Raw genomic sequence first — 19256 nt, forward strand, 5'->3', positions numbered from 1 at the left:
GATGCAGCGCGAGGGCCGTCTGGGCGTCGGAATCGTCGGAGCGGGCCGGGTCGGCCCCGTCATCGGCGCGGCGCTCGCCGGCGTGGGGCACCAGATCACGGGAATCACCTCCGGGGCGGACGACGATCGCGCCGCCGCGATCCTGCCCGGCGTCCCCCTTCTCAGCACGCCCGAGGTCCTGCGCCGGAGCGAGCTTGTCGTCCTGGCGGTTCCGCGGGAGGAGCTGCCGGGCCTCGTGGCCGGCCTCGCCCATGCCGGCCACTGGCAGATGGGGCAGCTCGTGCTGCACACGGACGCGGCTTTCGGCATTGAGGTCCTGCGCCCCGCCGCCGAGCGCGGCGCGATCCCGCTCGCCGTGCATCCCGCGATGGCGTTCACCGGCACGTCGATCGACCTGCGCCAGCTCGCGGCGACGTACGCGGCTGTGTCGGCGCCCGCGCCGGTCCTCCCGATCGCCCAGGCTCTCGCCGTCGAGCTGGGGTGTGAGCCGATCGTCGTCGCCGAGGAGGATCGGGCCGCCTACGCGGAGGCCATCGAAACGGCCAGCGCCTTCTCGCGCCAGATCGTGCACCAGGCGACGGGGATCCTGCGGGGGATCGGTGTCGAGAACCCGGGCGGCTTCCTGTCGTCCCTCGTGCGCTCGACCGTCGACCAGGCGCTCGCCGAGGCGAGCCCCGCGATCCCGGATCTGCCGCCGGACGACGGCGCGTAGCCGCCCGCCCGCGGTCAGCGAGCGCCCGGGCCGGATCACTAGACTGTGAGCGACGTTTCCCGCTTCACCCCGAGGACCTCCCGCATGCCTGATACCCCCGAGACGACCGCCGCGCCGGAAGAGGACATCTTCGAGCAGAAGGCCGTGCGTCTGGCGAAGCGGGAGCGCCTGATCGGCGAGCGCGCGTCTGCCGCGGGCGGGGCCTATCCCGTCACCGTTCCCGTCACGGCGACGATCCCGCAGCTGCGCGCGGAGTATGGCGAGCTGGAGTCGGGCGCCGAGACCGGCGTGACGGCGGGCGTGGCCGGGCGCGTGGTGTTTAGCCGCAACACGGGCAAGCTCTGCTTCGCGTCGCTGCAGTCCGGCGACGGATCCCGGATCCAGGCGATGGTCTCGCTCGCGAAGGTCGGCGACGAGCGCCTCGCGGCGTGGAAGGAGCTCGTCGACCTCGGCGATCACGTCTTCGTCTCCGGCGAGATCATCTCGAGCCGCCGCGGCGAGCTGTCGATCATGGTCGACGAGTGGCAGATCGCCGCGAAGGCCGTCATGCCGCTCCCGAACATGTACGCCGACCTCAGCGAGGAATCGCGCGTGCGCCAGCGCTACCTCGATCTCCTCGTGCGCGATCAGGCGCGTGAGACGGTGCGGGCGCGGGCGACCACCATGCGCAGCCTGCGCGAGACCTTCGACGCCGACGACTTCCTTGAGGTCGAGACGCCCATGCTGCAGGTGCAGCCCGGCGGCGCGACGGCGCGGCCGTTCGTGACGCACTCGAACGCCTTCGATACGGAGCTCTACCTGCGCATCGCGCCCGAGCTCTATCTCAAGCGCGCCGTGGTCGGCGGCATCGACCGGGTCTTCGAGATCAACCGCAACTTCCGCAACGAGGGCGCCGACTCGACGCACAGCCCCGAGTTCGCGATGGTCGAGGCCTACCGCGCCTACAGCGACTACAACGGCATCGCCGACCTGACGCAGCGCCTGATCCAGAACGCGGCCGTCGCCGTGTCCGGATCCACGACGGTCACGTGGGCCGACGGCACGCAGCACGACCTCGGGGGCGACTGGGCGCGCATCTCGATGTACCCGTCGCTGTCCGAGGCGGCGGGCGTGGAGATCACCCCGGAGACGCCGCTTCCCACCCTCGTTGCGCTCGCGGAGCAGAACGCGGTCGACGTCCCGCCGCACGCGACGCACGGCAAGCTCGTCGAGGAGCTGTGGGAGCACTTCGTCAAGGCGCACCTGACCGCGCCGACGTTCGTCATGGACTTCCCGGTGGACACGAGCCCGCTCGTGCGCGAGCACCGCTCGATTCCCGGCGTGGTCGAGAAGTGGGATCTCTACGTCGACGGGTTCGAGCTCGCGACGGGGTACTCGGAACTCGTGGACCCGGTCATTCAGCGTGAGCGATTCGTGGAGCAGGCGAAGCTCGCGGACCGCGGCGACGACGAGGCGATGCGCATCGACGAGGACTTCCTGCGTGCGCTCGAGCACGGCATGCCGCCGACGGGCGGAATGGGCATGGGCGTGGACCGGCTGCTCATGGCGATCACCGGGCTCGGGATCCGCGAGACGATCCTCTTCCCCCTCGTGAAGTAGCGCGCTCACAGCGCGTCCCGAGCCGTGCCGTCTTCGGCATAGACCCACTCCGGCAGCATCCCGCCATCGGTCATGCGCAGGATGAGGTCGGCGAGGCTGAGGAGCGGATCCTCGGCGAGAGCCTGCTCGGCGTAGGACGCGGCGTGCGTGCTCGCCCCGAGCGCCCACGAGAGCCAGGCGCACGCGACGAGGCACGCGCCGCGCGGGGCGCCGTCGGCGAGGGCCGTGAGCTCGCGCGCGAAGCCGAGCGCCGCGCGGAGTCGGCGCGCGTCCGGCCGCCGGCCCTCGCCGCCCAGGCGCAGCGGAAACGTCGGCGCCTCGGAGGCGCCCTCGTGCCACGCGCGTTGCCACGCGAACGTGCGCACGGCCTCGGCGCGCCCGCCCGCCCACTGCGTGAGCACGATGTCGCGGAGCGCGGGGGAGGCGAGCACCCAGTGCCAGAGAGCCGCCCGCCGCGGGGCGGGCGGCTCGCCCGCGAACGCGCTCTCGAACAGGTCGTGCGGCGCGCGAACCAGCATCGCGAGGTCCGGATCCTCGCCCGGCTCCGTCAGAAGAAACGGATCCCCGAGGAGGCCCAGGCGCGCGTGCCGCTGCCGGGCCTCGGTGCGCGCCAGGAGCGGCCCGGGCGGGATGGTCGTGCCCTCGTGCTGGCTGGCTGCGACCGGGCCGTCGCCCGCGATCTCCGCGAGCGGCCGTGGGGCGGGATCGTCGTAGGGGGCCCACCCGTCGCTCGCGACGCACAGCTCGCCCATCACGCCCAGGCCGCACGCGTCGGCGCGCTCGCCGATCGCGGCGACGAAGGCGTCGTACGCGAGCCCGTCGCCGTCGCGGAGCGGCGCGTCCGTGTACACGATGACGATCATCGCGTCGGCCTCCGCGACGCGGCACACGTGCCCCACGGCCGTCGCGGCGACGGCGTCGAGGTCGACAGGGCCGGGGAGGTCCAGCCGCAGGAAGCCGCGGGTCTCGTGCCCGACGAGCGGCGCGATGACGACGCTGTCGCGCGGGTGGAAACCGAGGGCGGGAGGCACGGCGGCCAGGAGCGTGGGGACGAAGGAGCGCGAGATCGTGTGGGTCATGCCCCCGATCGTCGCGGCGGCGCGGGGCGGGGTGAGCGTCATACACAGGGGGCGGGAGCGAATTCCGCCTGTGGACGAGGCCGCGCTACCAGGGCTCTCGCGGGACGGCGCGCAGTAGAATCGGCACTATGGACGACTTCTGGACCGCCGCAGCGTGGTCGCTCGCACCGACGATCGTGATCGCCGTCCTGTTCTTCTGGGTCCTGCGGAACATCCTGCGCTTCGACCGCACCGAGCGGCGCGTGTACTCGGAGATCGAGGCGGAGGAGCGTGCTCGCCGCGGGCTGCCCGCGCCGAACGATTCCCCTCGCGCCTGAGAGGGTGTCGGACCCGTCCGGCAATATGCTGAGCCTGCGGGCGAGGCTCGCCGGGAGGGGAAGACATGGACTGGTTGTCATGGTCGAGCGCGTGGACGGTGTTCGTCGTCGTCATCGACGTCATCATTCGCGTCGCCGCGGTGTTCTTCGTCCCGCCCGGGCGGCGTCCGACGTCGGCGATGGCGTGGTTGCTGCTGATCTTCTTCTTCCCCATTCCGGGCGTGCTGTTCTTCCTGCTCATCGGCAACCCGCGCCTGCCCAAGAAGCGGCGCGACGTGCAGGCCGAGGTGAACGAGTTCCTGCGCGACGCGAACGAGCATCTCGAGCTCGGGACGCTGCTGCCGAACCCGCCCGAGTGGTTCGAGCCGATCGTGAAGATGAACCGCGACCTCGGCGCGCTCCCGCTGTCCGGGGATAACGGCGCGCAGCTGATCTCCGAGTATCAGGAGAGCCTCGACGCGATGGCGGAGGCGATCCGGGGCGCGAAGCGCTACGTTCACGTCGAGTTCTACATCCTCAAGGCCGATGCGGCCACGGAGGGCTTCTTCCAGGCGCTGGAGGACGCGGTCCAGCGCGGCGTCGCCGTGCGGGTGCTCATGGACCACTGGGCGAACCTGTCCAAGCCCCTCCACCGCGAGACGAAGGAGCGGCTCGAGCGCATGGGGGCCGACTGGCACCTGCTGCTTCCGCTGCAGCCGCTCCAGAAGAAGTTCCAGCGGCCCGACCTGCGCAACCACCGCAAGCTCGTCGTCGTCGACGGGGACGTGGCGTTCATCGGATCCCAGAACCTCACGGATCCGTCCTACAACGTCCCGAAGAACATCCGTCGCGGCCTGCAGTGGATGGACCTCATGGTGCGGCTCGACGGCCCGGTCGTGCGGTCGGTGGACGCGGTGTTCCTCACCGACTACTACAGCGAGACGGGGACGATTCCCGAGGGCATCGACCTCTCGGAGGAGAAGCCCGGATCCGACGACTTCGACTGCCAGGTCGTGCCCTCGGGCCCCGGATTCGACAACGAGAACAACCTCCACCTGTTCCTCAGCCTGCTGTACGCGGCGCAGGACAAGGCGATCATGATCAGCCCGTACTTCGTGCCCGACGAGGCGCTCCTGCGCGCCGTCGCCGCCGCGTGCGCGCGCGGCGTGCAGGTCGAGCTCTTCGTGAGCGAGATCAGCGACCAGGCGATGGTGTACCACGCGCAGCGCAGCTACTACGAGGACCTGCTCCGGATGGGCGTGCGCATCTGGATGTACGAGCCGCCGTACATCCTGCACACCAAGGCGCTGTCCATCGACTCGGAGACCGCCGTGATCGGCTCGAGCAACATGGACATGCGCTCCTTCGGCCTGAACTTCGAGGTGTCGCTGCTCATCCGCGGCGCCGAGTTCGTGAGTCAGGTGCGCCGCGTGGAGGACGCGTACCGCGAGCACAGCCGCGAGCTCACGCTCGACGAGTGGCTCCAGCAGCCGCTCCGCTCGCGTGCGCTCGACAACCTCGCGCGCCTCACGAGCGCGTTGCAGTAGCGAGGGAGTGCCCCGCCGGCACCGCGACGACGAGGCCCCCGCGGTCGATCTCGCAACGGATCCGCGCCGCGCGCCCGAACTCGTCCCCGTCGAGCTCGACGGGGACGGGCTCCGGGGCGCCGGCCTCCACGCCGGTGCCCGAGAGATAGCGGATCGACTGGTTGCGGGTGCGCGCCACGACCCGCCTGCCGAGGCGGGTTCGCCGGAGGACGGAGTTGTCCCACCACAGCTTGCGCCACACGCCGAGCCAGCCGAACAGCCCCGTCGGCTGAATCAGCGCCACGTCGAGCAGGCCGTCGTCGACCCGCGCGCCCGGGACGAGATCGATGCCGGCGGGGAGCGCGCCGCAGTTCGCGAACAGCACGCTGTAGGCCTTCGCGGAGTGCAGTCCGTGTCCGTCGAACTGATAGGCCATCCGGAACGGTGCGGCGCGCGGGAGCGAGCGGGCGGCCCCGTCCACGTACGCCACCCACCCGAGCTGCCGCTTCATGCGGGGGTTCGTGTGCGCGATCATGGCGGCGTCGAGACCCATGCCCGCCATCACGACGAACGCGTGCGATTCGCGCGCCCCGTCCGCGCGCGTGAGGGTCGCGACGCCGATGTCCACCGCGAGCGCGTCGCCCGAGAACGCGGCCTCGACCATCGGGCCCACGCGGTCCAGGGGGAGGCGGAGGTTCCGGGCGAGGAGGTTCCCGGTGCCGCTCGGCACGATCGCGAGCGGCACACCGGATCCGCGCATCGCCTCCGCGACCGCGCGCACCGTCCCATCGCCGCCCGCGACGAGAACCGACGTCGCGCCCGCAGCGAGCGCCTCCGCCGCGGCAGCCTGCCCCGGGTCGGTGACCGTCGTCTCGAGGATGAGCGGATCCGCCCACCCCGCCCGCGCCGACGCCGCCCGGACGGACGCCGAAAGCGCCGCGACGCTGCGCACCTTGACGGGATTCACCACGAGCGCGGCGCGGTCGGTGACCTTCGCCCGTTCGTCCATGGGGTCACTCTAGGGCGATCGCCAGCGGCGGCCGAGCGGCCGCGCCCCGCGCCCGCATAGACTTGGCGCGTGATTGATCCCGTGCTGCTCCGCGAAAATCCTGAGGCCGTCAAGCGCTCGCAGATCGCGCGCGGCGGCTCGCCCGATGTCGTCGACGACGCGCTCGCCGCGGAGGCGACGCGTCGCGTGTCGCTCACGGCATTCGAGGAGCTGCGCGCCGAGCAGAACGCGTTCGGCAAGCAGGTCGCGAAGGCGCCGAAGGAGGACAAGCCGGCGCTCGTGGCCGAGGCCAAGGTGCTCGCCCAGCGCGTGAAGGACGCGCAGGCGGCGTCGCAGGAGGCGGAGGCCGCGTACCGCGCGGCGATCGACAAGATCCAGAACGTCGTGATCGACGGCGTCCCGGCCGGCGGCGAGGAGAACTTCGTCACGCTGCGCGAGGTCGGCGAAATTCCGACGTTCGACTTCGCGCCCCGCGACCACCTGGAGCTCGGCGAGATGCTCGGCGCGATCGATATGGAGCGCGGCGCCAAGGTCTCCGGGGCCCGGTTCTACTTCCTCAAGGGCATCGGCGCCCGGCTCGAGCTGGCGCTCATGAACTACGCGCTGAACACGGCGCTCGAGAACGACTTCACGCCGATGATCACCCCGACCCTCGTGCGGCCCGACATCATGGGCGGCACGGGTTTCCTCGGCGCGCACGCCGACGAGATCTACCACCTCGCCGAGGACGACCTGTACCTCGTGGGCACGAGCGAGGTCGCCCTGGCCGGCTACCACTCCGACGAGATCCTCACCTTCCCCGAGAGCGGATCCGTGAAGTACGCCGGCTGGTCGACCTGCTACCGCCGCGAGGCGGGCTCGCACGGCAAGGACACCCGCGGGATCATCCGCGTGCACCAGTTCAACAAGCTGGAGATGTTCGTCTACTGCCGCCCCGACCAGGCCGAGGCCGAGCACGAGCGCCTGCTCGCGCTCGAGGAGAAGATGCTCGCGTCGCTCGGGCTCGCCTACCGGGTCATCGACGTCGCCGCGGGCGACCTCGGCTCGAGCGCGGCCCGCAAGTACGACACGGAGGCCTGGGTGCCCACGCAGGGCGCCTACCGCGAGCTGACCTCGACCTCGAACTGCACGACCTACCAGGCGCGCCGCCTCGACGTCCGCCACCGCCCCGAGGAGGGTGGCCGCACGCAGCCCGTGGCGACGCTGAACGGCACGCTCGCGACGACCCGCTGGATCGTGGCGCTCCTCGAGACGCACCAGCGCGCGGACGGATCCGTGTGGGTCCCGGAGCCGCTGCGCCCCTACCTCGGCGGGCTCGAGGTCATGGAGCCGATCGCATGACGTCCCCCGAGGCGGGCGCGGCGCCCGTCCCGATGTCGGAGCGGGCGGGCGCCCGTCTCGTCGCGCTCGACATCGACGGGACGGTTCTGCTCGAGGACGAGTCCTTCAGCCCCGGCGTCGAGTCCGCCGTCTCCGAGGCCGTCCGGCGCGGGCACATCGTGACCCTCGCGACCGGTCGCAGCTGGGAGGCGACGCACCCCGTGCTCGTCCGCCTCGGGCTCGACCCGGAGTTCGTCGTCTCGGCGAACGGGGCCACGATCATGGAGCGCGACCCGGCGGAGAAGACCGGATACCGCCGCCACACGATCGAGACCTTCCAGCCGGCCGAGGTGCTCACGCACCTCGAGCAGCACCTGCCGGACGCGAACTACATGGTGGAGCTCGGCGACGGGACGCGGCTGTTCACGAGCTTCATGGACGACTGGGACCTGTCGCGGCCGAACGCCCGCCAGGCGACGATCGCCGAGATGAAGGAGCACGAGGTCACGCGCGTCGTGGTCGTCTCGCCCGACCACGACAACGGCCAATTCGTCGACTTCGTCGAGGAGATGGGCCTGCACCAGGTGTCCTACGCCGTGGGATGGTCGGCGTGGCTCGACATCGCGCCGCAGGGCATCGACAAGTCGACCGCGCTCGAGCAGGTGCGGGGCATGCTCGGCCTCCCGCGGGAGAGCGTCGTCGTCATGGGCGACGGGCGCAACGACATCCAGATGCTCGAGTGGGCGCGCGACGGGGGCGGCGCCGCGGTCGTGATGGGTCAGGCGGTCCCCGAGGTCGCGGAGTGCGGATCTTTCCTCACGGGCGACGTGCACGAGGGCGGCGTCGCGCAGGCGTTCGCGCGCCTCGGACTCGCCGGCTGATCGGCCGCGTTCATCGGCTTCCCCCACCGCGCGCTCAGCGTGGTGCGAAACAATCACGCATCACTTCCTCGGTTAGACTCGACCGCTGTTGACGGGATGTTCCCGGCAACGGAGGGTTGTCCGAGCGGCCGAAGGATCTGGTCTTGAAAACCAGCAAGCAGAAATGCTTCGTGGGTTCGAATCCCACACCCTCCGCTGGATAGGCCAGTCCGCCAGAAAGGACACGCGTGACAAGGACGCCGAAGCACGGCCTGAGGGGGCCGGTCGCCCGACACACGAAGTTGCGCTCTCCGGGGCTGATCAGCGGATCCCTCAAGGGGATCGCGTTCGTCGTCTCGGCGGTGCTTGTGTCGGTCGCGGGCGTCGCCGCCTACGCGTACACCGACTTCGCGAGCACGCTGCAGAGTAACGCGGTCACGCTCGACGGGCAGGACACGGCGCCGCCGGCGGTCGAGGTGCTGCCGAACGAGGACGTGAACATCCTCATTACGGGCGTCGACATGTGCGAGGCCGAGTACCTGGACTACTTCGGCGGGCGCTGCACGGAGGAGATGGCCGCGGCGCAGGAGGATTCCTACTCCGGCATCCTCAACGACGTGAACATGGTGCTGCACGTGTCCGCCGAGCCGCGGAGCGTGACGGTCATCAGCATCCCGCGCGACATGATGACATCGCGGCCCGCGTGCACGGACGCCGACGGCAACGAGACCTGGCCCGCGACGGTGGCGGCCTTCAACGAGGCGTACGGCGTGGGCGGCCTCCCGTGCGTCGTCAACACGGCCGAGGAGCTCACGGGGCTCGAGATCGACCACGCGGCGATGATGACGTGGGGCGGCGTGATCGACATCACCGATGCGATCGGCGGCGTCGACGTGTGCGTCGCGGAGCCCATTAACGACCCCACGAACACGGGCCTCGTGCTCGACGCCGGCAATTACACGCTCGAGGGCGTGCAGGCCCTCCAGTTCCTGCGCGTGCGGCACGGCGTGGGCGACGGATCCGATCTCTCGCGCATCAGCAACCAGCAGGTGTACATGGGGGCGCTCGTCCGCAAGCTCGTGAGCGACGAGACGCTGTCGAACGTCGGCGCGCTGTTGCGGCTGTCGAACGCGGTGGTCGACAACGCGACGCTCTCCACGGGGCTGGCGGATCCGATGGCCATGGTGCAGATCGCGAACGCCGTCGCCGGCGTTCCGCTGTCGGACTACGCGTTCATCCAGTTCCCGGCCGTCGACTACCCGCTCGACACGAACAAGGTCGCGCCCGACACGGCGGCGTGGGCGCAAGTCGCGGCCGCGCTGGAGGCCAACGAGCCGATCGTGTTCGAGGAGGAGGACGCCGCGACCGAGACGCCGGCGCCGGAGGAGACGACGGATCCGACGGAGCAGATCGAGGCGTCGCCGACGCAGTCGCCGGAGCCGACGGAGTCCGCGACGGTCGAGCTGCCGAGCAACCTCAGCGGGTCCAACGCGGACGACGCGCTGTGCTCGAACCAGTCCGCGCTGTTCTGACACGCGGCCGGACACGCCGTTTCGACGTGCGTCGTGCGACCGGGTAGGATGGACGAACGTGCCCGCGCGAGCGTGCACAAGGAGACGTGCCGGAGCGGCCGAACGGACTTCACTGCTAATGAAGGGTCGGGCTAAAACTCGACCGGGGGTTCAAATCCCCCCGTCTCCGCCATGTGATGTCGCGGACATCGTGAACGGATGAACCCTCGGTTTCGGGGGTTCATCCGTTTTTTCGTGGGGGGCGATGGACGCGGATCCGCCAGCAGCGAGCGCGCGCCGGGATCGCCCGGGCCGGGTGATCCCGGGGGTGAGGGGGTCTCGCGCGCGGGCGGGGTGCGGTCTAGCGTGAGCGTGTCGCAGACGCGACGCTCGCGCGGGGAAAGGGACCCTCATGTCTGACCACTCGACCACGGCCAAGGTGCCCTCGACCTTCTCCGCGCTCGCGGCGGAGTTCCTCGGCACGTTCCTCCTCGTCCTCGGCGGCGTCGGATCCGCCCTGCTCGCCTCCGACGCGGGGACGGGCGTGAACGGATCGAGCCTGGGGATCGGATTCCTCGGCGTCGCGCTGGCGTTCGGCCTCACGGTCGTCGTCGGCGCCTACGCGTTCGGTCCCGTCTCGGGAGGCCACTTCAATCCGGCCGTCACCGTGGGCCTCGCGGCGGCCGGGCGCTTCGGCTGGTCAGGCGTGCCCGGCTACATCGTGGCGCAGATCCTGGGCGGCGCGGTCGCGACGAGCCTCATCGCGCTCATCGGCTCCTCGCAGGCGGGGTGGTTCGAGACCGCGCACGAATCGGGGTTCGCGAGCAACGGGTGGGGCGAGCTGTCGCCGGGCGGCTTTGGCATGCTCGGCGCGATCGTGGTCGAGGTGCTGTTCACCGCGATCTTCCTGTTCATCATCTTGGGCGTGACGCACCCGAAGCGCGGGAACCCGGCGATGGCCGGTCTGGCGATCGGCCTGACGCTCACGCTCATCCACCTCGTGACGATTCCCGTCGACAACACCTCCGTCAACCCGGCGCGCTCGATCGCCACCGCGATCTACGGCGGCGGTGAGGCGCTCGGGCAGCTCTGGGTCTTCCTCGTCTTCCCGATCGTCGGTGGCCTGCTCGCCGGCTACCTGTTCCGACCCCTCCTGGACGGCGAGAAGTCGGCCTGACGCCTCGCGCCCTGCGCGCCTCGGTTCCTCTTCGCGGGCCGGGGCGCGCGGCCGTTCGGGAACTGTCACGCCTGCGGTACGGCGGCGACACCCGCGTGAAACAGACGCTTCCTAGCGTGTGAACTAATCGATTCACCTGGTGGATCCCCTTCACTCGCAGGAAGCCGAGGCCCCGATGACTCTCGCACCCCCGCACGGCGCGCACGACGCGGCAACGGCCGCCGGATCGCGCTCCGCGGTCCGCATCTCGGGCGCCGACAAGCAGTTCGCCCTCGGCCGTGGCAAGACCCTCACGGCGCTCGAGGCGGTCGACCTCGAGATCGAGGAGGGCGAGTTTGTCGCGATCATCGGCCCGTCGGGCTGCGGTAAGTCCACGATTCTGCGCCTGGCGGCGGGGCTCGAGGAGCCGACGAACGGATCCGTCGAGATCTTCGGTGCCGCGCCCGAGAAGCTCGCGGCGGAGCACCGCCTCGGCGTGGCCTTCCAGGAGCACGCGCTGCTGCCCTGGGCGTCCGTGCGCCAGAACATCGCGCTGCCGTTCAAGGTCGCGGGGCGCAAGGTGGACGACCAGCGCGTCGACGGGCTCATCGAGCTCGTCGGCCTGAGCGGGTTCGAGAAGGCCCGGCCCAAGCAGCTCTCGGGCGGCATGCGCCAGCGGGTCTCCATCGCGCGGGCCCTCGCGCTCAGCCCCGACCTCCTGCTGCTGGACGAGCCCTTCGGCGCGCTCGACGCGGTCACGCGGCGACGGATGAACGCCGAGCTCGCCCGCATCTGGGCGGAGGAGCGGATCACGACGATCCTCGTCACGCACGACGTCGACGAGGCGCTGATCCTCGCGGATCGCGTCGTCGTCATGACGGGGCGTCCGGGACGGGTGCGCACGGTGCGGCCCGTCGACTTCCCGCGGCCGCGCGACCGCGACGTCACACGCCGGGACGACTTCCACGCGATCGTCGACGAGATGACGGGGTTGCTCGACGGGGCCGCGGCGTGAGGCGCCGCCGGGGCGTGGCGGCCGCGTACGTCGTGGCCGGATCCGTCCTCCTCGTCGTGGGGGCCGAACTCATCGGCCGCCTGGAGCTCGCCGGGCGGGCATGGCCCCCGCTCACCGACGTCGTGTCGTACGTCGCGACGCCCGCGGGCGGCAGCCTGCTGTGGCGCAACCTCCTCGTGACGCTCGAATCCGCCGCGAAGGGCTTTCTGCTTGGCGCGGCGGTGGCCCTTCTGGGCGCGGCGCTCGCGCTCGTGGTGCCGCTCCTCCGGCCAGGGCTCGACCGGTTCTCCGCGATCCTCAACGCGGTCCCGACGATCGCGCTCGCGCCGCTGCTCATCACGACTGTCGGCCGCGAGGACACCCCCGCCGTCATCGCGGCGCTCAGCGTCGGGTTCCTCATGTTCGTGACCATGACCTCCGCGTTCTCGAACGCCAGCGAGGTCTACACGGACGTCTTCACGGTGTTCGGGGCCTCCCGGTTCACGCGGCTCGTGCGGTTCGATCTCCCGCGATCCGTGCCCGCGTTCTTCGACGGACTCACGCTATCGGCGCCGGCGGCGGTGCTCGGCGCGACGATCGGCGAGTGGTTCGGCGCGCCGGCCGGCCTGGGGCTGCTCCTGGTGAGCGCGATGCAGAACTACCAGATGGCGCTGCTGTGGGCGGCGGCCATCTCGGCGACGCTCGTCTCGCTCGCCGCCTACCTCCTCTGCACGCGCCTGCAGCGCGTCGTCGCGCGGAGGTTCGCATGACCCGCGCGAAGCGGATCCTCGCCGGCATCGCCCACCTCTGGCCGATCGCGCTGGTCGTCGTGGCGTGGGATCTCTGGGTCGTGCTCAACGGGTACACCTCGACCGTGGCGCCGCGGCCCTGGGCCGTCTTCGCCGACATGATCACGGGGGTCACGGCGTACCTCGCCCCCGCGGCCTACACGCTGGGCGTGTCGCTCGTGGGCCTCGTTGGCGGGACCCTGGTCGGGTTCGTGTGCGCCATCCTCGTCTGGGCGTCGGCCGCGCTGTCGGGCGTCGTCACGCCGGCGGCCCTCATCATCCGCTCCGTGCCGATCACCGCGATGATCCCGATCATCGCCCGGATCGTCGGATACGGCGATCCCGCCGTGATCGCCTCGACGGTGCTCATCTGCTTCTTCCCGGCCTTCGTCTTCACGCTCTCCGGGCTCGCGTCGATCCCCGACAGCAGCCGCGACCTGTTCCGCGTGCTCGGTGCGGGGCGAGCCCAGCTCCTGTTCCGCCTCGGCGTCCTCTACGCGCTGCCCCAGATGATGGTCTCGGTGCGCATCACGGCGCCGACCGCCGTTCTCGCGGCCATGCTCGCGGAGTTCCTCATGGGCGCCGACGGGCTCGGCGCGATGTTCTCGACGTCGCGCAGCTATTCCGACATGGAGCGCGCGTGGGGCACGGCCCTCGTGGCGACCATCGTCTCCGTTTTGGTGTTCGTGGCCGCCCGCGGCCTCGAACGCCGGGTCGTCGCGCGCGTCGCGTGATCCGCATCGTCCTGCTCCACCCCTTCATCACGTCCCCCAAGGAGACACCATGAATCGCTCGTCCCTTCGCCGCGCCCGAGTCGTGGCCGCGACAGGAGCCACGCTCGTCACCGCCGCCGTCCTGGCCGGGTGCTCCGGCACGTCCGCCGAGGAGGAGACCGCCGAGGGGCTGACGACGGTGCGCGTCGCCCTCGGATGGATCTCGAACGTCGAGTGGGCGGGCTTCTGGATCGCCGATGCCGAGGGTTACTACGAGGAGGAGGGGCTGGACATCGAGTGGATCGGCGGCGGCCCCAACGCGCCGACCACCATGCAGTCGGTCGCGGCGGGCGACGCAGACCTCGGCATCAACGCCGGCGGCGAGCAGTGGATCTCCTCCTTCGACGACGGCAACGACTGGACCGCGGTCGGCGCGCTGTTCCAGGAGAGCCCGGGGGCGATCGTGTCGCTCGCCGAGGATCCGGTGACCTCCGCCGAGGATCTCGTCGGCGAAACCGTCCTCGGCCAGGAGGGCACGCAGATTATCTACGACGCCATGTTCCACCTCGAGGGCCTCGAGCCCGACTACGAGTTCCTGCCCGTCGGCTTCGACATCGCCCCGCTCGTCGAGGGCCAGGGCAAGACCTACACCGCGTACGCGACGAACCAGCCGATCATGCTCGAGGAGCAGTACGACATGTCGCCCGACGACTACGTCGTCACGATGTACTCCGACATGGGCATGCCGATGTACGGGAACATCGTCTACGGCGACTCGTCGTACGTCGAGGAGAACGCCGACGTCATGGAGGGGTTCCTCCGCGCCTCGATCCGCGGGTGGCAGGAGAACGGCGACGACCCGGCCGTCGGCGCCGAGCTGGCGGTTAACGAATACGGCGCCGACCTCGGCCTCGACCTCACGCAGCAGACCAAGGAGAACGACCTCCAGCAGGAGCTCGTCGTCGGCTCCTACGGGGATCCGCTGTTCTGGATCGACACGGACCGCCTCGGCGGGGAGATGTACGACGGCATGACCGCGGCCGGATACGAGGGCATGCCCGACCCGGAGAGCTACGTCGACCTCAGCTACCTCGAGGCCGCCTACGAGGGCCTGGGGGAGTGAGCCGCGCATGACGATCGCACAGACCGCGGAGACCGGATCCGCCACCCCCACGCGCGACCTGCGCGCGCTGCCGAAGGGGCACCTCCACCTGCACATGGAGGCGGGGATCCGTCCCGCCACGCTCGCCGAGCTCCGCGAGGCGCACGGGGTGCCCGAGCGCGACATGACCGCCTACGAGGGCTTCACGGCCTTCTCCGCGATGTACCGCACGCTCCTCGACGTCATGCCGGACGACGACAGCGTCTCGCGCCTCGTCGACGAGATTTTCGAGGACAGCGCGTCCGACGGGGTCTCGTGGTTGGAGCTCAACGTGAGTCCGGCGTTCTACGCCCAGCGCCTCGGGTCCCTCGAGGCCGCGATCGACATGCTCATCGCGGAGTCGACGGCGGCGTCGCGGCGCCACGGCGTTGCTTTCGGACTCATGGTGACGGCCGACCGCACGGCGGGGCTCGCGCCCGCCGTCGAGCTTGCGCGGGCCGCGGCGCCCTACGCGGGGCGCGGCGTCGTCTCGATGGGGCTCGCGGCCGAGGAACGCGGGTTTCCCGCGGCCGACTTCGGGCCCGCCTTCCGCATCGCGAAGGATGCGGGCCTGCAGATCACCCCGCACGCGGGCGAGCTCGTGGGGCCCGAGTCCGTGCGCGGCGCGCTCGACGTCCTGGGCGCCGACCGCGTCCTCCACGGCGTGCGCTCGCTCGAGGATCCGGAGCTGATCGCGGAGCTCGTGCGCACCGGCATCCCGCTCGACGTGTGCCCCACGTCGAACCTCGTTCTCGTCGACTCGGTCACCGACCTCGCGCGGCATCCGATCCGCGAGCTCCTCGACGCGGGCGTGCGGTGCTCGATCAACGCCGACGACCCGATCCTGTTCGGCCCCGGCATCCTCGACGAGTACGTCACGTGCCGCGAGGTCATCGGCCTGAGCGACGAGCAGCTCGCGGACTGCGCGTGGACGTCGATCGAGACGACCCTCGCGCCGGCCGAGGTCAAGGCCGACGCGCGCGCCCGGATTGACGCCTGGCTCGCGTAGGACATGATGGCGCCGGCCGCGACCGGGAGCGCGGCCGGCGCCCCCTTTCTCCCGGTGTGAGGAGCATCCCGATGAGTACGCTGCGTTTCGGAGTCTTCGAGGTCATGGGGCCGCAGGTGGGCGGCACCTACAGCTGGGCCCATCCGCTGAGCGCCGGCGAGCGCTACGCGGATCCGGACCACTGGATCCGCTTCGCCCGCGCCACGGAGGAGGCGGGCTTCGACTTCCTCTTCTTCGCGGGCGGATACGGGTACCCGATCATCGACGGCGATCTGTCCGAGATCGCGGCCCTCCGGGGCATCAACTTCGGCGGGATGGACCCGGACTACCTGATCCCGCTCCTCGCGCACGCCACGACGCACCTCGGGTTTGTCGTCACGATGCCCACCGGCATCGATCACCCGGTCCAGCTCGCGCGCCGCTTCACGACGCTCGATCACCTCACCGGTGGGCGCGTCGGCTGGAACATCGTCACGGGCGCGTCGCAGAACGCGGTGGCGGACGTCTTCGGGCACGCCGAGATGGTGTCCCACGACACCCGCTACGCGATGGCCGCCGAGTTCGTCGAGCTCGCCGTGCGCATGTGGGAGACCTCCTGGAACGACGACGCGCTCGTGATGGACCGCGCGACCGGGGTGTTCGCGCTCCCCGACCGGATCCATCCGCTCGACTTCGCGGGGGAGCACTACGCGTCGCGCGGCTACTTCAGCGCGCCGCCGTCGCCGCAGCGCACGCCCGTCCTGTTTCAGGCCGGCACCTCGCCGACCGGCCGGGCGTTCGCGGCCGGTAACTCGGAGTGCGTGTTCGTGCAGGCGACGACGCCCGAGCGGACGGCCGCAGCGGTCGCCGACATCCGCCGGCGGGCGGAGGAGGCCGGGCGCGACGGCGCCGCGTTGCGGCTCATGGCGGGCATGACGGTGTTCGTCGCGGAGACCTCCGAGCGGGCACGGGAGCTTGCGGCCGAGTTCGACGCGCTCCAGACCGACGAGATCGTGGCGTCGCTGTACGCGGGGAACACGGGCATCGACCTGCTCGCGCTCGACCCGGACCGCACGCTGCACCAGGTGCTCGACCAGGGCGGCCCGGTCGGACAGATGGGAACGAGCAACATCGAGCGCTTCCTCGGCGACGACGCGCCCACGGTGCGGGAGATCCTCGACCAGCTACGCGGGCTCGGCACGCGCGGGTTCCGCGTCGTGGGGGACGGCGCCGAGGTCGCGGACCAGATCGAGGCGCTCGCCGCGGCCACCGGCCTCGACGGGTTCCTCATCGAGCCCGCGTTCGACGCGTACGACATCGAGGCATTCGGTCGCCTCGTGACGCCCGTGCTCCGTGCGCGGGGCCGAATCGCCCACGGCACGCCGGGGGAGACGCTCCGCGCGCGCATGTCGGGGGTGCCCGGGGCCGCTCGACTCGGCGGATCCCACCCGGTGCTGTCCGCGGTGTCCGCCTGAGGCGGCGCAATACCCTGGGGTGATGTCACAGACGTCCGAGCGCGACCGGCTCCTCGGCCTCGTCGCGGACCTGATCCTCCGCGACGGCATGATCGGCGTCAGCCTCAGCGCGATCGCGCGCGGGGTCGGCTCCAACAACCGCATGCTGCTGTACTACTTCGGATCCAAGGAAGAGCTCCTGACGGAGGCCTCCGTCACCGCCTTCAACCGGTTCCCCCGGCTCCGCACGCTGTTCGCCCAGCTCGCGACGCCGGGGGAGCTCGGCCCCAAGCTCCGGGCGGTATGGGAGGACATCGCCGCACCCGAGCACGAGGGCTTCCTGCGCGTGTATTTCGAGCGCTTCGGCGTCGCCGTCAGCGAACCGGCCCTCTGGAAGACGTTCATCGAACAGTCGAGCCGCGACTGGCTGGCGCACACGACGTCCGCGCTCGTCGCGCGCGGCCACGACCCCGCCCTCGCGCGAAACGTGGCGACGTACCTCGTCGCGGTGTGGCGTGGCCTGCAGATGGGGCTGCTGACGGGAGAGCCGCGCGAGCAGCTCGCGGCCGCGAGCGCCCTCGCCGTCGCGGGAGCCGTTGCGGCGCTGGAGGAGGCGCCGCAGGCCGCGGCCTGACCGGCGGGTCGCGCACGCGCCGCGAGAGTTTCTTGCCCGCGTGACACGGCCGAAACATGTCGCTCGTACCGTATGAACTGATCAGTTCAGATTCGGACGAAGGGCACCCCGTGGCAGAACCGTGGAAGATCGGCATGTTCCAGTGCGCGGGCCTCATGGGCTCGTGGAAGCTGCCCGAGAACCGCTCGACGCAGTTCCTCGATCTCGGCCACTGGATCCGCATGGCCCAGCAGCTGGAGGACGCGGGCGTCGACTTCCTCTTCTTCGCGGATGACTACGGCTATCCGGTCGTGGACGACGGGATCCCGGCCACCGCGATCCGCGGGGGCGTCCAGTTCCCCAAGGGCGACCCGACGATGATCCTGCCGGCCGTCGCGGCCGTGACCTCCCGCCTCGGCCTCGTTACGACGCTGTCGACCCAGGTCGAGCTGCCGGCCATGGTGGCCCGCAAGATGTCGACCCTCGACAACCTCACGGGCGGGCGGATCGGCTGGAACATCGTCACGGGCGCGGGGCAGAACGCGTCGGCGCGCCTGTTCGGCCGCGCCCTGACCGATCACGACAAGCGCTACGAGATCGCGGACGATCACGTCGACCTCAGCCTCAAGCTGTGGGAGGGGTGCTGGGACGACGGCGCGCTCCTCGGGGATCGCGAGGGCGGCGTGTACGCGGATCCGGAGGGCGTCCGCGAGATCGCGCACGAGGGGCCGCACTTCCGCTCGAACGGCGTGCTCCAGGTCCCGCCGGGGCCGCAGCGTACGCCCGTATTGTTCCAGGCGGGCGCGTCGGCGCCGGGGCGCGCGCTCGCCGCGAAGTACGCCGAGGCGGTCTTCCTGGCCGCCGAGGTCGATGCGCTCACCGCGCAGATCGCGGACATCCGGCGCCTCGCGGACGCGAACGGCCGCGACGGATCGGCGATCTCCTGCCTCATCGCCGGGACGTTCGTGGTCGCCGAGACGACCGAGGAGGCCGAGCGGATCCGTGCCCGTCAGACCGCGACCAAGAGCCTCGACGACGCGGCCGCGCAGTACGCGTTCTTCACGGGGCTCGACCTGTCGAAGATGGACCCCGACCGCCCGCTCGACCCGAGCGCCGGCCTGACCCAGACGGGGCGCACGAACGTCGAGCGCTTCCTCGGGCCCGACGCCCCGACGGTGCGCGAGATCCTCGAGGAGTTCCAGGCCAACAGCGTGATGGGCAAGCCGTTCGTGGGCACGCCCGCCGAGGTCGTCGATCAGGCCGCGGAGGTGCTCGCCCGCACGGGGGCCAACGGCTTCCTCGTGCAGCCCGACCACACGGGCACCTTCGACAGCTTCGTGGAGCTCGTGATGCCGGAGCTGCGTCGCCGGGGGCTCGCGGGCCACCAGGAGGAGGGCGAGACCCTGCGCGAGCGCCTCACGGGCGGATCCGCGCACCTCGCGCCGTCCCACCCGGGCGCCGCGTACCGCCGAACCACGGCGCTGGTGTGAGCCGGCC

Annotated in this window: 18 protein-coding genes and 2 tRNA genes; 18 read left to right on the plus strand and 2 right to left on the minus strand. The window is 71.1% G+C overall.

Going from position 1 to position 19256, the window contains the following annotated elements; all coding sequences use genetic code 11:
* Position 1: 1 nt before the first annotated feature.
* Both G8E01_RS03385 and lysS read left to right on the plus strand, forming a co-directional pair.
* Entirely contained in the window at positions 2 to 712 is a 711-nt protein-coding gene (locus G8E01_RS03385) for a Rossmann-like and DUF2520 domain-containing protein (RefSeq protein ID WP_166315857.1), read from the plus strand.
* 84 nt (positions 713 to 796) lie between these two features.
* Complete coding sequence (gene lysS, locus G8E01_RS03390; protein ID WP_166315860.1) at positions 797 to 2311, plus strand: lysine--tRNA ligase; 1515 nt, start codon at positions 797 to 799, stop codon at positions 2309 to 2311.
* A gap of 5 nt (positions 2312 to 2316) precedes the next feature.
* On the opposite strand, the gene G8E01_RS03395 is transcribed toward lysS, so the two are convergent.
* Entirely contained in the window at positions 2317 to 3390 is a 1074-nt protein-coding gene (locus tag G8E01_RS03395) for a DUF4192 family protein (protein WP_166315863.1), read from the minus strand.
* Between the two features lie 128 nt (positions 3391 to 3518).
* Between G8E01_RS03395 and G8E01_RS03400 the strand changes: the two genes are divergently transcribed.
* Both G8E01_RS03400 and cls read left to right on the plus strand, forming a co-directional pair.
* Positions 3519 to 3707 (plus strand): hypothetical protein, encoded by a 189-nt coding sequence (locus G8E01_RS03400; RefSeq protein WP_166315866.1) that lies wholly within the window; start codon positions 3519 to 3521, stop codon positions 3705 to 3707.
* A gap of 65 nt (positions 3708 to 3772) precedes the next feature.
* The gene (gene cls / locus G8E01_RS03405) at positions 3773 to 5233 is read left to right on the plus strand and encodes a cardiolipin synthase (protein WP_166315870.1); all 1461 of its coding nucleotides are present in this window, start codon (positions 3773 to 3775) and stop codon (positions 5231 to 5233) included.
* Here the strand turns inward: cls and G8E01_RS03410 are convergent.
* Positions 5214 to 6221 (minus strand): diacylglycerol/lipid kinase family protein, encoded by a 1008-nt coding sequence (locus G8E01_RS03410; RefSeq protein WP_166315873.1) that lies wholly within the window; start codon positions 6219 to 6221, stop codon positions 5214 to 5216. The genes cls and G8E01_RS03410 overlap by 20 nt on opposite strands.
* A gap of 69 nt (positions 6222 to 6290) precedes the next feature.
* Between G8E01_RS03410 and serS the strand changes: the two genes are divergently transcribed.
* The 14 genes from serS (at position 6291) to G8E01_RS03480 (ending at position 19249) form a co-directional block, all read left to right on the plus strand.
* Positions 6291 to 7562, plus strand: a complete 1272-nt coding sequence (serS, locus tag G8E01_RS03415; RefSeq protein WP_166315876.1) for a serine--tRNA ligase — start codon at positions 6291 to 6293, stop codon at positions 7560 to 7562.
* Positions 7559 to 8422, plus strand: a complete 864-nt coding sequence (locus G8E01_RS03420; RefSeq protein ID WP_166315879.1) for an HAD-IIB family hydrolase — start codon at positions 7559 to 7561, stop codon at positions 8420 to 8422. Before serS ends, G8E01_RS03420 begins: the two co-directional genes overlap by 4 nt.
* A gap of 110 nt (positions 8423 to 8532) precedes the next feature.
* A tRNA-Ser gene (locus tag G8E01_RS03425) sits at positions 8533 to 8617 on the plus strand.
* Positions 8618 to 8649: 32 nt separating this feature from the next.
* Positions 8650 to 9933 carry an LCP family glycopolymer transferase gene (locus tag G8E01_RS03430; protein WP_166315882.1) on the plus strand — a complete coding sequence of 428 codons (1284 nt, stop codon included), beginning with the start codon at positions 8650 to 8652 and terminating at the stop codon, positions 9931 to 9933.
* An 80-nt stretch (positions 9934 to 10013) separates the two neighbouring features.
* Positions 10014 to 10105 (plus strand) — tRNA-Ser (locus G8E01_RS03435).
* Between the two features lie 219 nt (positions 10106 to 10324).
* Positions 10325 to 11089 carry an aquaporin Z gene (aqpZ, locus tag G8E01_RS03440; protein ID WP_166315885.1) on the plus strand — a complete coding sequence of 255 codons (765 nt, stop codon included), beginning with the start codon at positions 10325 to 10327 and terminating at the stop codon, positions 11087 to 11089.
* 175 nt (positions 11090 to 11264) lie between these two features.
* Positions 11265 to 12083 carry an ABC transporter ATP-binding protein gene (locus G8E01_RS03445; protein ID WP_166315888.1) on the plus strand — a complete coding sequence of 273 codons (819 nt, stop codon included), beginning with the start codon at positions 11265 to 11267 and terminating at the stop codon, positions 12081 to 12083.
* Positions 12080 to 12832 carry an ABC transporter permease subunit gene (locus G8E01_RS03450; protein WP_166315891.1) on the plus strand — a complete coding sequence of 251 codons (753 nt, stop codon included), beginning with the start codon at positions 12080 to 12082 and terminating at the stop codon, positions 12830 to 12832. Before G8E01_RS03445 ends, G8E01_RS03450 begins: the two co-directional genes overlap by 4 nt.
* Positions 12829 to 13584, plus strand: a complete 756-nt coding sequence (locus tag G8E01_RS03455; RefSeq protein ID WP_166315894.1) for an ABC transporter permease — start codon at positions 12829 to 12831, stop codon at positions 13582 to 13584. Before G8E01_RS03450 ends, G8E01_RS03455 begins: the two co-directional genes overlap by 4 nt.
* 49 nt (positions 13585 to 13633) lie before the next feature.
* Complete coding sequence (locus tag G8E01_RS03460) at positions 13634 to 14686, plus strand: ABC transporter substrate-binding protein (protein ID WP_166315897.1); 1053 nt, start codon at positions 13634 to 13636, stop codon at positions 14684 to 14686.
* A gap of 7 nt (positions 14687 to 14693) precedes the next feature.
* Positions 14694 to 15713 (plus strand): adenosine deaminase, encoded by a 1020-nt coding sequence (gene add / locus G8E01_RS03465; RefSeq protein WP_166315900.1) that lies wholly within the window; start codon positions 14694 to 14696, stop codon positions 15711 to 15713.
* A 71-nt stretch (positions 15714 to 15784) separates the two neighbouring features.
* Positions 15785 to 17167 (plus strand): NtaA/DmoA family FMN-dependent monooxygenase, encoded by a 1383-nt coding sequence (locus G8E01_RS03470; RefSeq protein ID WP_166315903.1) that lies wholly within the window; start codon positions 15785 to 15787, stop codon positions 17165 to 17167.
* A 22-nt stretch (positions 17168 to 17189) separates the two neighbouring features.
* Entirely contained in the window at positions 17190 to 17780 is a 591-nt protein-coding gene (locus tag G8E01_RS03475) for a TetR family transcriptional regulator (protein WP_166315906.1), read from the plus strand.
* 110 nt (positions 17781 to 17890) lie between these two features.
* Complete coding sequence (locus G8E01_RS03480) at positions 17891 to 19249, plus strand: NtaA/DmoA family FMN-dependent monooxygenase (RefSeq protein ID WP_166315909.1); 1359 nt, start codon at positions 17891 to 17893, stop codon at positions 19247 to 19249.
* Positions 19250 to 19256 lie beyond the last annotated feature (7 nt).

It is taken from the genome of Microbacterium excoecariae (genome assembly GCF_011326725.1).
Taxonomy (GTDB): domain Bacteria; phylum Actinomycetota; class Actinomycetes; order Actinomycetales; family Microbacteriaceae; genus Microbacterium; species Microbacterium excoecariae.